Below are 12,754 nucleotides of genomic sequence, written 5' to 3'. Positions count from 1 at the left end.
GCCAATATTGAGTGCGTGGACGCCAATCTATAGTGGACCCGGACCTACAACAAGCACGGTGAACTCTCATGGAATCCAGAGCCCTGCGCATCGCCCTGATCGGCGACCGCGACCCGAACGTCACCGCCCACCAGGCGATCCCCGTCGCCCTCGGCATGGCTGCCGAACACACCGGCCTGACTGTGCAGTTCGACTGGCTGGCCACCGACCGGATCGACGCCGATACGCCCCTGGAGGCCTTCGACGGTGTCTGGTGCGTCCCGGCCAGCCCTTACAGAAGCGAAGACGGCGCGTTGCGGGCGATCCGTTTTGCCCGCGAGCACCAGCGCCCTTTCCTCGGCACCTGCGGCGGCTTTCAGCATGCGGTGCTGGAGTTTTCCCGCCATGTACTGGGCTGGACCGATGCCGAACACGGCGAAACGTCCCCGGATTCGAACCGCGCAGTGCTTGCGCCGCTGGCCTGCGCGTTGGTGGAGACGGTGGACAGCATTCATCTGGCGGCCGGTTCGCTGATCGCCAAGGCGTATGAAACGTCGCAGATCAACGAAGGCTATCGCTGCCGCTACGGTGTGAATCCGCAGTTCGAAAGGGAACTGTTGACTCAACGACTGCACGCAGTGGGCCACGACTCGGCCGGCGATCTGCGGGCCATTGAACTGACGGATCACCCGTTTTTCGTCGCCACGCTGTTCCAGCCCGAACGGGCAGCGCTCAAGGGCCGGCTGCCGCCGTTGGTGCGTGCGTTTGTCCAGGCCTGCGCGCAGGGACGGCCATGATCGCCCAGACCCCACAGGCGCCTTACTACGCAGTGATTTTCACCTCGTCCCGCACCGAGGGCGACCAGGGGTATGCCGAGGCGGCCGCCCGCATGGTGGAACTTGCGCAACGCCAGCCGGGTTTCCTGGGGGCCGAGTCGGTCCGGGGCGACGACGGCGTGGGGATCACGGTGTCGTACTGGACGAGCGAAGCGGCGATCCTGGCATGGAAGAACCATCCGGAACACCAGGCCATCCGCGAGCGCGGGCGTTCGACCTGGTATTCGGCGTTTCATACGCGGGTGTGCAAGGTGGAGCGGGATTACCGGTTCGGCTGAAAGCTGCAGTGTCATTGAGGGCCCCATCGCCAGCAGGCTAGCCACACAGGATCCGTGGCGATCACACGATCCGCTGTGATAGCCGGCCTGCAGACGGGTCATCCCGGACTCAGCCCTTGACCAGACTGCGCACCGCCACGATCTCCGGTACCTCCCGCTTGCGCATGTACACCCGCAGCGGTTCGGTGATGTTGATCCGGTCATCGATGTGTTGGTCGAGCAGCAGCTGGATCAGCTCACGCTTGAGGGTCATGGCCTGGTCCGGGGCCTGGGCCCAGACGAATTCGCTGGCCGGCACGATGCCGTCGTCGGCCACGTCCATGCCGAAGGAGTCTTCGCTGAAGCGCACGATGTAGCGGCCGGTCTTGCGGTTGAGGCCGACGAAGCCTTTGAGCTGGTCGGCGGCCTGGCAGATGAGTTGGGATGTGATGCGCATGGTAAACCTCACAAGAGTGATCGAAGGTTTACACGCAGGGCATTGAGGCACACCCTCTGCCGGGGCGGTTGCCGTGGCCAAGCGTACTGCAAACAAACGCACAAAAGTGCGGAAATTTTCGCTTTCAGTACGTTTATGTCGGTCTTGCGATAGCACGTTTTCGTTTGAGTTGCTAAAAGGGACATCTTCGAAAATACCTGCGAAAGGACCTCGACATGCCCGCCACTTTCACCAAAAGCGCCCTGATGCTGAGCCTGATGCTCGGTCTCGGCCAGGCCCAAGCCGCCCAGCCGGCCCCTGCCGAACTGGCCGCCTCCCTGGGGATTCCGCGCCCGGCGGTGATCGCCCACCGCGGCGCTTCCTTCGACGCGCCGGAATCCACCGCCGCGTCCTACAAACTGGCCCGCGACCTGGGCGCCGATTACCTGGAGATGGACCTTCAGCGCAGCAAGGACGGCGTGCTGTTCGCCCTGCACGACAACAACCTGCAGCGCACCACCGACGTCGCCGCCAAGTTCCCGGAGCGCAAGGACAGCCCGGCCAACGCCTTCACCATGGCCGAGCTGAAAACCCTGGACGCCGGCAGCTGGTACAACAAGGCCTACCCGGACCGCGCGCGCGCCTCCTATGCGAGCCTGAAGATCCTGACCCTCGACGAAATCATCGACATCGCCCAGGCCAACCCCAAGCACAAGCCGGGCCTGTACATCGAAACCAAGGAGCCGCAGCTGTTCCCCGGCATCGAACATGACCTGAAGGAAAAGCTGCAGGACCGCGGCTGGCTCAGCCCGGCCGGTTCGAAACCGGCCAAGAGCGAACTGGGCGTCGGCCAGGGCAAAGGCAAGGTGATCCTGCAGACCTTCGAGAAGAACAGCCTGGAGCTGCTGGAGAAGGAAATGCCGCAGGTGCCGAAGATCCTGCTGCTGTGGGTCGGTGAAGGCAGCATCGAGCCGAAATCCAAGGTGGCCTTCGCCGATTCCGGCGAGAAGGACAAGAACACCTACTACGGCAAGCAGGAGCCGAAATCCGAGGCCGAGTTCAAGCAGTGGATCGACTACGCCAAGGCCCAGGGCGCCATCGGCACCGGTCCGTCGGCGAAGCTGACCCACGGCGGCGACCAGAGCTACTCGGACCTGGTGCAGCCGTGGATGAACCAGTACACCCACGACCAGGGCCTGCTGGTGCACGTCTACACCGTCGACGAGCCGGTGGACTTCGAGAAGGTCATGGCCGCCGGCGTGGACGGCATCTTCACCAACCGCGCCAGCGAACTGCTCAAGTTCTACAAGCGCCCGGCCGCCGCCAGTGTGGATCAGGTGCTCAAGAACAACGGTTTCTGAGTGAAGCCGGACACCCCGTGGACAGGCCGCCTGTGGCTCGGGCGCGACCATGGCCTGATCCACGGGATGTCGGGGCGCACCGCGCCCCACTCCCACTACGCCCATCAACTGATTCTGGCCCCCGGCCGCCCGGTGACGGTGCTGCTGGATGATGCCCCCGTCACTGCCTCTCGCCTGCTGATCCCTTCACAGGTTCGCCACGCCATCGTCGAGGCGCCGGATCCGCTGTTCACGGTGTACGCCGAGCCCTTGATGCTGGAGGCGCAAGTGCTGCGCGATGCGCTGTCCGATGCGGCCCTTTCGCTGCCGGCGCTCGGCCGGGCCCTGCGCGAATGCCCCCGCCGGCGGCTCGCCGATCCCCGGATCGAACGCGCACTCGTGGCCATCGACGCCTCGCTGACGGACAAGATCGCCGCCCGCACCGTGGCCGACAGTGCCCATGTGTCCCTGAGCCAGTTGCAGCGGCTGTTCGTCAGCCAGGTCGGCTTGCCGGTACGGCGCCTGGTGCTGTGGCGGCGCCTGCGGCTGGCGATGGCGCAGGTGCTGGCCGGGCGCCCGGTGACGGAGGCCGCCCATGCCGCCGGGTTCGCCGATTCGGCGCACTTTTCCCGCAGCCTGAAAAAGCTCTTCGGCGTTACCGCCCGCCAGGCCTTGCAGCACATGGAACTGCGGCTGCTGGATTGACTCAGCGGCGCAGCGCTTCGGGCACCGCCGGCTCCTTGGCCAGGTGCGCGTTCGCAAACGGGTCAAGCAACTGCGCCACGTAGTCCCGGGGGAAATCCGGCCGGCTGCCGATGCCCAGATCGCCCGCACCGATCCGGTAATCCTGCGTGTGGAAAGCGGTGCCCAGCAGCCAGTCCCACACGGTGAAGAACAACCCGAAATTGACGTCCCCCGCCCGCCCGTACTTCATGTGGTGGAAGCGGTGCAGCGGCGCCCAGGCAAAGACATGACGCAACGGCCCCAGGCGCATGTCGACGTTGGAATGCTGCAGCAACAGCTGGATCGCGATGGCGAACGCCAGCAGCACCGCGACCTCGGCGGGAATCCCCAGCACCAGCAGCGGCAACAGGCCCGCCGTGGCCTCCAGCGCCTGGTGCAGCGGATGCTTCATCAAGCCGTTGAAGCCATACAGGCGCTCGACGCTGTGGTGCACCGCGTGCAGCCGCCACAGCCAGCGCACCCGGTGGCTGGCGTAATGCATCAGGCTCATGCCGGCGTCGGCCACCAGCACCGCCAGGCCCAGCTGCTGCCACAACGGCCACGTCCGCGGCCACAGCCCGTCGACCGACAGCAGCGCCGCCAGCCCCGGCAGCGCCAGCAGGCCGAGGGCGTTCAACGCCTCGTTGACCGACGCGTGCAGCAGATCCCGGCGGCGGTCGCCGGCGGGCCGGTTCCAGTCGGGTTCGTAGGGCAAGGCCCGCTCCGCCGCGAACGACACCGCCAGCGCCAGCAAAAACAACAGCAGCAGCCACCAGGCCGATGCGGCCGCCAGCCACACGGCGGCGCCGATGAATCCTGCGAAGAACAGCGGCGCGTAACACCACGCAAGGATGAGTCTCATGTCCACCTCCATTGAATGAAGGCCGAGCATGAAAGGGATGGGCGCCAGGCAATTGAACAAACGACGCAAACCGCCGCGGCGCTTTTTAAGGGTGAGTTAAGTTGCGGCGGCTAACCTGAAGCCACTTGAATGAATCACCCAAAGGAATAGACCATGAAGACTTTGACTGCCCTGTTCACCGCCGCCGCCCTGACCCTCACCGCTGGCCTGGCCCAGGCCGACGTGCGCGTCGACCAGATCCCGCAACTGGTCAAGGACGGCAAGATCAAGCCGCTGGAAGAAATGAACCAGGCCGCGCTGAAACTGCATCCGGGCGCCACCATCACCGACACCGACCTGGATAACCACTTCAACGGCTACGAGTACGAAGTCGAACTGCGCACCGCCGACGGCAAGGAATTCGACGTGGACTTCGACGCCACCACCGGTAAGGTGCTGAGCAACAAGCAGGACACCTGAACGGCAGATGCCCCTTTGCAGGGCAATTGACTTGATCCTGGCCGGCGCTGGCTGAACGGACGCCATCGCCCAGGCGGGCTCCCGCAATGGATCCCTGCACACCGCACCCCCTGCGGGAGCTTGCCTGCAAGCGATGAGGCCGGCACTGCCGACATCCCTGTTGCCTGCCCCACCGCCATCGCTGGCAAGCCGGCTCCCACAGTGTCTGGGTTCAACCCTGCATCTGAGAACGACTCGGAACCTGTAGGAGCTTGCCTGCAAGCGATGAGGCCGGCTCAGCCGACATCTCTACCGCCTGACCCACCGCCATCGCTGGCAAGCCAGCTCCCACAGTGTCTGGGTTCAACCCTGCATCTGAGAACGACTCGGAACCTGTAGGAGCTTGCCTGCAAGCGATGAGGCCGGCACTGCCGACATCCCTGTTGCCTGACCCACCGCCATCGCTGGCAAGCCAGCTCCCACAGTGTCTGGGTTCAGCCCTGTATCTGTGAACGACCCGGAACCTGTAGGAGCTTGCCTGCAAGCGATGAGGCCGGCACTGCCGACATCCCTGTTGCCTGACCCACCGCCATCGCTGGCAAACCGGCTCCCACAGTGTCTGGGTTCAGCCCTGTATCTGTGAACGACCCGGAACCTGTGGGAGCTGGCTTGCCAGCGATAGGGCCGGCACTGTTGGCATCTCCAGTGCCGGCCCCACCGCCAACAGTCTGGCCCCCACAGGTTCGCAGGCGTCAGGCGCTCAGGCGGGCGGTGACTTCGTTCAGTTGCCCCGACAGCCCGTGCAGGTTCTGGCTGGCGCTTTCGGTGCGCTGGACGTTGTCGAGGTTGGTGCTGGCGATCGAGGTGATTTCGGTCAGGTTGCGCGAGATGTCCTCGGCCACCGAGGTCTGTTCTTCGGCCGCCGTGGCGATCTGGCGGTTCATGTCGCGGATCGCTTCCACCGCGTGGGTGATGCGCTCGAGCATGGCGCCGGCCTGAGTCACCTGCTCGACGCTTTCGTCGCTGCGGGTCTGGCCGCTGTCGATGGCGTGGGCGGCGTCCACTGCGCCCGTCTGCACGCTGTGGATGATCTGGTTGATCTCGATGATCGACTCCGCCGTGCGCTGCGCCAGGTTGCGCACCTCGTCGGCCACCACCGCGAAACCGCGTCCGGCCTCGCCGGCACGGGCCGCTTCGATGGCGGCGTTGAGCGCCAGCAGGTTGGTCTGCTCGGCGATGCCGCGGATCACTTCCAGCACCTTGCCGATGCGGCCGCTGTCGGCCTCCAGGCGACGGATCACCGTGGCGGTGTTGGCGATCTCGCCGCGCATCTGGGTGATGGCGTGAATGGTGTTCTGCATGACCTTCTCGCCCTGCTGGGCGGACTGGTCGGCATCGTCGGCGGCCCGCGCCGCGTCCGCCGCGTGACGAGCGACTTCCTGGGCGGTGGCAGACATTTCGTTCATCGCCGTGGCCACCTGATCGGTGCGGCTGAACTGCTCGTTGGTGCCGCCGGCCATCAGGGTGGCGATGGCGTTCAGCTCGCCGCTGGCGCTGTCCAGGTCCTTGGCGCTGCGTTGCAGGTGGCTGAAGGTCTCGGCGAGGAAATCGCGCAGGGTGTTGGCCGCTGCGGCCAGGTTGCCCAGCTCGTCCTGACGGTTGCTGGCCACGCGCTCGGCAAACTTGCCCTGGCTCAACAGGCTGACGTAACCGATCAGTTTGCGGATCGGCTCGACCAGGTTGCGGTTGACCAGCCACAGGCTCAGCAGGCCGATCAGCAGACCGGAGGCGAGCATCACCAACAGGCCCAGCCACACGGTACGGTCGGCGCTGGCGCTGATCAGCGCCGATTGCTCGGTGCCTTGCTTGCGCAGTTCGGCCACCAGTTCGCTCATCTGGTCGCTGGCGGCGCGATCCACGCCCTTGACGGCGGCATCGCCGGCCGCCGGATCGGCCCCGGCGGCCACGTAGGCGTCGCGGCCCTTCTGGTAGGCGGCGCCCAGCAGACGGTGCTCTTCGCGCAGGCGCTCGATGCGGCTCTTGAGCGAAGGCTCGATGCCGGGCTGGCCCGCCAGCTCGCCCAGTATGGTCTGGACGTCACGCTGACGCTCCTCGAACTGGCCCCAGTACTTGGCCAGGTCCGCCGGCTGCTTGCCGCGCAGCAAGACGTTCTTCCACTCCTGCACCTGCACCTTGAACTGCAGGTTGGCTTCGTCGATCAGTTGCGAGGTGTGCAGCGGGCCGGCGATCAGCTGGCTGTAGCTCTGCACGCCGTTGGACAGGAAATGGAAGCAGGACAGCGCGATCAACAGCATCGCCAGCAGGCTGCCGCTCAGCAGGGCGAGAATTTGCGCTCTCAGGGATTTTTGCAGCATCGCAAGGTACTCATGACAGGGATGAGGCACGCCCGGTAAGACGTGAATGGTGCCGGACATCCGTGTCGGCGGGCCTTGGCTCTTGGCCGAAGGCGCGCAACCTAACCTATGCGTGATCGGCGCACCAGCGCGCTTCTTGAGAAAAATCCGACCGCCGGTAAACCCTTGAACGGCAGTCACTTTGCCGTCACGCAACCGTCACAAAGCGTCGCCATGATGGGGCACACGTGAGCCTGTCTCTCCCGCGACAGACGCCCTCCCCTGCGAGTCTCCATGAACCACAGCCTCGACCTCGGTCATCGCGATCCCGACCTGTTCGGTTTGCTCTACGGTTTTCGCTTCCGCCCCGGCGAACGCGGCCGCGAAGTCGATTCGGCCACGGCCCTGCGCTGCCTGCAGAACGACGGCGAAGGCGACGAGTTCCTCTGGCTGCACCTGAACCTGGCCCATGCCGCGTGCGAACGCTGGATGAAGAGCCACCTGCAATTGCCCGAGGAGTTCTTCGAGGCGCTGCACGAAGGCTCGCGCTCGACCCGCATCGAGCACGTCGACTCGGCCCTGCTGGCGGTGGTCAACGACGTGGTGTTCAACCTCAGCAGCATGGTGTCCTCGGACGTCTCGACCCTGTGGGTCTGCGTGCGCGGCAAGCTGATCGTCAGCGCACGCCTGCAACCGCTGCACTCGGTGGACAAGCTGCGTTCCTCGGTGAAGGCCGGCGAATGCTTCCGCTCGCCGCTGGAGCTGCTGGTGCACCTGCTGCGCGACCAGGGCGAAGTGCTGACCCAGATCGTGCGCAAGACCAGCCTGAGCGTCGATCAGGTCGAGGACGAACTGCTGTCCTCGCGGCTGTCGACCAACCGCGCCGAGCTGGGCGCCAACCGCCGGGTGCTGGTGCGCCTGCAACGGCTGCTGGCGCTGGAGCCGGGCTCGCTGCTGCGCCTGCTCAACCGCCCGCCGGCGTGGCTGCAGAAGGAAGACGTCAAGGAACTGCGCAAGTCCACCGAAGAGTTCGCCTTGATCATCAACGACCTCACGGCCCTGGGCGAGCGGATCAAACTGCTGCAGGAAGAGATCGCCGCCAACGTCAACGAACAGAGCAACCGCACGCTGTTCACCCTGACCGTGGTCACGGTGCTGGCGCTGCCGATCAACATCATCGCCGGTTTCTTCGGCATGAACGTCGGCGGCGTGCCGCTGGCGCAGGATCCTGAGGGGTTCTGGATCCTGGTGGCGCTGGTGGCGACGTTCACCCTGATCGCCGGACGCTGGGCGTTTCGCAAACGGCGCGATTACTGAGTTGCCGCCATCGCAAGCCTGCTTGCGGTGGCGCCGGCCCGTCCGGATCCGGACCGACGGCGCAGTCAATCCACCAAACACTGATCTGCCGCAGTCTCTCTGTAATATTCAGCAACGATCATGGGCGACACTCCTTCCCCCGCTCAGGAATGTCCTCCCATGGCGACGCCCTCCCTGACCGCCGGCCAACCGTCCGCTTCCAGCGGCAGGCCAGCCCTCGACAAGAAAACCGGTCCCTTCACCTATGTGGTGTTTTTCGCGGTGCTGGCCCTGGGTCTGCTGTTCACCGCCTACAGCCTGATGCACGACATGCACGAGCTGGGCACCGTGGTCACCACCTGGACACCGTTCCTGCTGCTGGGCGTGGCGCTGCTGATCGCGCTGGGCTTCGAGTTCGTCAACGGCTTCCACGACACCGCCAACGCCGTGGCCACGGTGATCTACACCCATTCGCTGCCGCCGCATTTCGCGGTGGTGTGGTCCGGCTTCTTCAACTTCCTCGGGGTGCTGCTGTCCAGCGGCGCGGTGGCGTTCGGCATCATCGCCCTGCTGCCGGTGGAACTGATCCTGCAGGTCGGCTCGTCCGCCGGCTTCGCGATGATCTTCGCCCTGCTGATCGCCGCGATCCTGTGGAACCTCGGCACTTGGTGGCTGGGGCTGCCGGCCTCGTCGTCGCACACCCTGATCGGTTCGATCATCGGCGTCGGCGTGGCCAACGCCCTGATGCACGGGCGCGACGGCACCAGCGGCGTGGATTGGGCCCAGGCGACCAAGGTCGGCTACGCCCTGCTGCTGTCGCCGCTGGTGGGCTTCGGTTGCGCGGCGCTGTTGCTGCTGGCCTTGCGCGCGTTCGTCAAGAACCGTTCGCTGTACAAGGCCCCCGAGGGCGACACCCCGCCGCCGTGGTGGATCCGCGGCCTGCTGATCCTGACCTGCACCGGCGTGTCGTTCGCCCACGGCTCCAACGACGGCCAGAAAGGCATGGGCCTGATCATGCTGATCCTGGTCGGCACCCTGCCGATGGCCTACGCGCTGAACCGCACCATGCCCGCCGACCAGACCCTGCAGTTCGCGGCGGTGGCCGAGGTCACCCAACAGGCTTTGGTCAAGCACGCGCCGCTGCCGGCCCCGGCCGACCCGCGCCCGGTGCTGTCGGACTACGTGCGCAGCAAAGAGGCGACGCCGCAACTGATCCCCGCCCTCGCCGCACTGACCGGGCACATCGGTGAGGAAGTGAAAGGCTATGGCTCGCTGTCCAGGGTGCCCGCCGAGGCCATGGGCAACGTGCGCAACGACATGTACCTGGCCAGCGAAACCATCCGCCTGATGGACAAGAACAAGGTCGGCGGCTTCGACGCCGACGCCACCGGCAAGCTGCAACTGTTCAAGCAGCAGATCGACAACGCCACCCGCTTCATTCCGTTGTGGGTGAAGATCGCCGTGGCCATCGCCCTGGGCCTGGGCACCATGGTGGGCTGGAAGCGCATCGTGGTGACGGTCGGCGAGAAGATCGGCAAGACCCACCTGACCTACGCCCAGGGCGCGTCGGCCGAATCCGTGGCGATGCTGACCATCGGCGCCGCCGACATGTTCGGTCTGCCGGTGTCGACCACCCACGTGCTGTCCTCCGGCGTGGCCGGCACCATGGTCGCCAACGGCGGCGGCCTGCAGATGAAGACCATCCGCAACCTGCTGATGGCCTGGGTGCTGACGCTGCCGGCGGCGATCGTGCTGTCGGGGAGCCTGTACTGGCTGTTCACCCTGATTTTCTGAACCGCCCGCCGCACGAAAAAATCCCGGCCCGTTTCAGGGCCGGGATTTTTTCGTGCATGCCCGCCGGCCGTCCGATAACCACGCCATCGGGCACCGGCCGTTCAGATTGCACTTCAGTTTGCCGGCATGATGCCGACTCTTAAGTCACTCGATGCATTCAGGGAAAAGAACCGTGAACCTGTATATCAATCAGCTGCAGCAAAAGGCTGACTTCAAAGAAGCCATCTACGCCGGCGACATCTTCCTGAACACCCAATTGCGCGCCGCCCGCCAACTGTGCGAATTCGCCCAGGAAAGCATCACCGCCGCGTTCGACGGCGAAACCCGCCACCAGGCGCTGCACACGCTGATGCCGGTGGAAGAGTTCGTGGTGCTGGTGACCCGCCTCAAGGGCCAGTTCACCAACAGCCTGCGCGCCAAGGAACTGATCCTGAGCTTCATCGACGAGATCGGCGTCGACCCGCGCGAATACATCTTCGACGTGCCGCGCATCCGCGTGGTGCCGAACTACGACTACCTGCACGCCGGCGTCAGCTACGCCTACAAGCCGCACCGCGACACCTGGTACGGCAGCGTCGATTGCCAGATCAACACCTGGATGCCGGTGCACACCATTTCCCCGGACCAGACCATGATGATCAACACCAGCTACTTCGATGTGCCGGTGAAGAACTCGTCCGCCCAGTGGAGCCTCAACGACTGGATCAACAACCAGCGCCACAAGGCCAAGGACAACCTCAAGGAAGAAGTCCGCGTGCACCCGGTGCCGCTGGAAGAGATCGACACCGCGGCCGAACTGCGCGTGGCCGGCAACACCGGCGACATGCTGATATTCTCCGGCTCGCACCTGCACGGCACGGTCGCCAACCACACGCAACACACCCGTTTCAGCGTCGACTTCCGCCTGATGCACCTCGATGACCTCAAGCACAACCGCGGCGCGATCAACGTCGACAGCGCGTGCCCGGACGTCGGCGCCGGCTTCAAAGACTACTTCCACGCCCACGACTTCTCGAATTTCCAAGGAATCCAGCAATGACCAAGCGTCGCATCACGCCTGCCGAAGCCCAATACAACGAAACCCGCGCCGGCGTCCTCAAGCGCGTGGACGCCGAATACGTGGCCGATGCCCCGTTCGTGTTCGCCAACCGCATCGGCGTCACCGCCGCGCTGTCGCGCATGGAACTGTTCAAGAAAGTCGCCGAGATCCCGGGCGCGATCATCGAGTGCGGCGTGTACAAGGGCAACTCGCTGATGCTCTACATGCACCTGTCGATGATCCTGGAGCCGTACGCGATCAACCGCTCCATCGTCGGTTTCGACACCTTCGAAGGCTTCCAGAGCATCAGCAAGACCGACGATCCGGCCGACGTCAACGAAACCATGTTCTCCGACACCGACCAGTCGCTGATCCAGGACATGATCGACGCCAACGACTTGCTGCGTCCGGTCAACCGCATTCCGCGCTGCGAACTGGTCAAGGGCGACATCGTCAAGACCGTGCCGGAGTGGGTCAAGACCCGTCCTGACCTGGTCGTGGCCATGCTGATCCTGGACACCGACCTGTACGAGTCGACCAAGGTCGCGCTGGAGACTTTCCTGCCGTACATGCCAAAAGGCGCCATCGTGGTGCTGGACGAAGTGGCCTACCGCAACTTCCCGGGCGAAACCAAGGCCCTGCGCGAAGTGCTGGACCTGAACAAGATCGAGCTCAAGCGCCTGCCGTTCGATTCGTGCGTGGGTTACTTCCACGTTTGATCGCGCAGTGGGGGCAGTTGCCTTGCCCTGCCCCCACTGACGTCATCGCCAGCAGGCTGGCTCCCACAGGGGATCCGGGTGAACGCAACCTTTGTGCTCACCGCAGAACCTTGTGGGAGCCAGCCTGCTGGCGATGGCGCCGGCCCGGCCGGCGCCGTTCCCTTCAGCCCTCGCAGGCAGTGCGCAGCACCAGCCGCTCGCGCACCACGTCATACGCCCAGTGGTACACATAGGTGTAGGGCAGGAAGAACAGCAGCACGCCGATGTCGAGCAGGAACGCCTGCCACAGGCTCACCGACAGCCACCAGGCGATCAGCGGCACGCCCATCACCACCAGTCCCCCCTCGAACAGCAGCGCATGCACCACCCGCACCCAGGCGTTGTGGCGAATGCGCAAACGCTTGAGCACGCGGTCGAACGCGCCGTTGAACACCACGTTCCACAACAGCGCCAACACGGCGACGAGCACGGTGACCACGCCCATGTCCAGCAGCGGCTTGCCCATGATCCAGGCCAGCAGCGGCGTGCAGACAAGAATCGCCAACACCTCGAAACCGATGGCCTGGCAAATGCGTTCAGTGATGGATTTAGGGGCCGTCATGACCTGACTCCTTGAGTGATGATGGTTGCCATCATCCAACCCCGCACCGATACTTCCTAATCAATAACCATCGATCAAGG

13 protein-coding genes are annotated in these 12,754 nt (G+C 64.9%); 9 read left to right on the top strand and 4 right to left on the bottom strand.

Annotation, left to right across the window (positions count from 1 at the left end; genetic code table 11):
• Positions 1-68 precede the first annotated feature (68 nt).
• Together KVG96_RS04065 and KVG96_RS04060 are read left to right on the top strand one after the other, a co-directional pair.
• Positions 69-776, top strand: a complete 708-nt coding sequence (locus KVG96_RS04065; protein ID WP_217890919.1) for a CTP synthase C-terminal region-related (seleno)protein — start codon at positions 69-71, stop codon at positions 774-776.
• Positions 773-1,093 (top strand): antibiotic biosynthesis monooxygenase family protein, encoded by a 321-nt coding sequence (locus tag KVG96_RS04060; RefSeq protein ID WP_217890918.1) that lies wholly within the window; start codon positions 773-775, stop codon positions 1,091-1,093. The genes KVG96_RS04065 and KVG96_RS04060 overlap by 4 nt, the downstream gene beginning before the upstream one ends.
• Positions 1,094-1,202: 109 nt before the next feature.
• Here the strand turns inward: KVG96_RS04060 and KVG96_RS04055 are convergent, their stop codons facing one another.
• A complete protein-coding gene (locus tag KVG96_RS04055) occupies positions 1,203-1,529 on the bottom strand; it encodes a DUF2025 family protein (protein ID WP_217890917.1) in 327 nt (108 codons plus the stop codon).
• 215 nt (positions 1,530-1,744) lie between these two features.
• On the opposite strand from KVG96_RS04055, the gene KVG96_RS04050 reads away from it, so the two are divergent.
• Both KVG96_RS04050 and KVG96_RS04045 read left to right on the top strand, forming a co-directional pair.
• Positions 1,745-2,869 carry a glycerophosphodiester phosphodiesterase gene (locus KVG96_RS04050; protein ID WP_217890916.1) on the top strand — a complete coding sequence of 375 codons (1,125 nt, stop codon included), beginning with the start codon at positions 1,745-1,747 and terminating at the stop codon, positions 2,867-2,869.
• A 66-nt stretch (positions 2,870-2,935) separates the two neighbouring features.
• Complete coding sequence (locus tag KVG96_RS04045) at positions 2,936-3,553, top strand: helix-turn-helix transcriptional regulator (protein ID WP_217892433.1); 618 nt, start codon at positions 2,936-2,938, stop codon at positions 3,551-3,553.
• 1 nt (position 3,554) lies between these two features.
• Here KVG96_RS04045 and KVG96_RS04040 read toward each other — a convergent pair whose 3' ends face one another.
• Positions 3,555-4,433 carry a sterol desaturase family protein gene (locus tag KVG96_RS04040; RefSeq protein WP_217890915.1) on the bottom strand — a complete coding sequence of 293 codons (879 nt, stop codon included), beginning with the start codon at positions 4,431-4,433 and terminating at the stop codon, positions 3,555-3,557.
• A 153-nt stretch (positions 4,434-4,586) separates the two neighbouring features.
• Between KVG96_RS04040 and KVG96_RS04035 the strand changes: the two genes are divergently transcribed.
• Positions 4,587-4,892, top strand: a complete 306-nt coding sequence (locus tag KVG96_RS04035; RefSeq protein ID WP_217890914.1) for a PepSY domain-containing protein — start codon at positions 4,587-4,589, stop codon at positions 4,890-4,892.
• A gap of 731 nt (positions 4,893-5,623) precedes the next feature.
• Here KVG96_RS04035 and KVG96_RS04030 read toward each other — a convergent pair.
• Positions 5,624-7,246 carry a methyl-accepting chemotaxis protein gene (locus KVG96_RS04030; RefSeq protein ID WP_217890913.1) on the bottom strand — a complete coding sequence of 541 codons (1,623 nt, stop codon included), beginning with the start codon at positions 7,244-7,246 and terminating at the stop codon, positions 5,624-5,626.
• 273 nt (positions 7,247-7,519) lie between these two features.
• Between KVG96_RS04030 and KVG96_RS04025 the strand changes: the two genes are divergently transcribed.
• The 4 genes from KVG96_RS04025 to KVG96_RS04010 all read left to right on the top strand — a co-directional run bounded on the left by KVG96_RS04025 (position 7,520) and on the right by KVG96_RS04010 (position 12,073).
• Positions 7,520-8,542, top strand: a complete 1,023-nt coding sequence (locus KVG96_RS04025) for a transporter (RefSeq protein ID WP_085629593.1) — start codon at positions 7,520-7,522, stop codon at positions 8,540-8,542.
• 159 nt (positions 8,543-8,701) lie between these two features.
• Complete coding sequence (locus KVG96_RS04020) at positions 8,702-10,315, top strand: inorganic phosphate transporter (protein WP_217890912.1); 1,614 nt, start codon at positions 8,702-8,704, stop codon at positions 10,313-10,315.
• 172 nt (positions 10,316-10,487) lie between these two features.
• On the top strand, positions 10,488-11,354 hold the full coding sequence (locus KVG96_RS04015) for a 2OG-Fe(II) oxygenase family protein (RefSeq protein WP_217890911.1): 867 nt from the start codon (positions 10,488-10,490) through the stop codon (positions 11,352-11,354).
• A complete protein-coding gene (locus KVG96_RS04010; protein ID WP_065259304.1) occupies positions 11,351-12,073 on the top strand; it encodes a TylF/MycF/NovP-related O-methyltransferase in 723 nt (240 codons plus the stop codon). The genes KVG96_RS04015 and KVG96_RS04010 overlap by 4 nt, the downstream gene beginning before the upstream one ends.
• A 163-nt stretch (positions 12,074-12,236) precedes the next feature.
• Here the strand turns inward: KVG96_RS04010 and KVG96_RS04005 are convergent, their stop codons facing one another.
• Positions 12,237-12,674, bottom strand: coding sequence for a multidrug/biocide efflux PACE transporter (locus tag KVG96_RS04005; RefSeq protein WP_217890910.1), 438 nt, complete (start codon positions 12,672-12,674; stop codon positions 12,237-12,239).
• Positions 12,675-12,754: the final 80 nt, after the last annotated feature.

The organism is Pseudomonas ekonensis, from assembly GCF_019145435.1.
Lineage (GTDB): Bacteria > Pseudomonadota > Gammaproteobacteria > Pseudomonadales > Pseudomonadaceae > Aquipseudomonas > Aquipseudomonas ekonensis.
This window is presented reverse-complemented; position numbering and strand designations above follow the sequence as displayed.

Coding starts and splice junctions, on each gene's coding strand:
- KVG96_RS04065 (WP_217890919.1), top strand. CDS start 69: ATGGAATCCAGAGCCCTGCGCATCGCCCTGATCGGCGACCGCGACCCG.
- KVG96_RS04060 (WP_217890918.1), top strand. CDS start 773: ATGATCGCCCAGACCCCACAGGCGCCTTACTACGCAGTGATTTTCACC.
- KVG96_RS04055 (WP_217890917.1), bottom strand. CDS start 1,529: ATGCGCATCACATCCCAACTCATCTGCCAGGCCGCCGACCAGCTCAAA.
- KVG96_RS04050 (WP_217890916.1), top strand. CDS start 1,745: ATGCCCGCCACTTTCACCAAAAGCGCCCTGATGCTGAGCCTGATGCTC.
- KVG96_RS04045 (WP_217892433.1), top strand. CDS start 2,936: ATGTCGGGGCGCACCGCGCCCCACTCCCACTACGCCCATCAACTGATT.
- KVG96_RS04040 (WP_217890915.1), bottom strand. CDS start 4,433: ATGAGACTCATCCTTGCGTGGTGTTACGCGCCGCTGTTCTTCGCAGGA.
- KVG96_RS04035 (WP_217890914.1), top strand. CDS start 4,587: ATGAAGACTTTGACTGCCCTGTTCACCGCCGCCGCCCTGACCCTCACC.
- KVG96_RS04030 (WP_217890913.1), bottom strand. CDS start 7,246: ATGCTGCAAAAATCCCTGAGAGCGCAAATTCTCGCCCTGCTGAGCGGC.
- KVG96_RS04025 (WP_085629593.1), top strand. CDS start 7,520: ATGAACCACAGCCTCGACCTCGGTCATCGCGATCCCGACCTGTTCGGT.
- KVG96_RS04020 (WP_217890912.1), top strand. CDS start 8,702: ATGGCGACGCCCTCCCTGACCGCCGGCCAACCGTCCGCTTCCAGCGGC.
- KVG96_RS04010 (WP_065259304.1), top strand. CDS start 11,351: ATGACCAAGCGTCGCATCACGCCTGCCGAAGCCCAATACAACGAAACC.
- KVG96_RS04005 (WP_217890910.1), bottom strand. CDS start 12,674: ATGACGGCCCCTAAATCCATCACTGAACGCATTTGCCAGGCCATCGGT.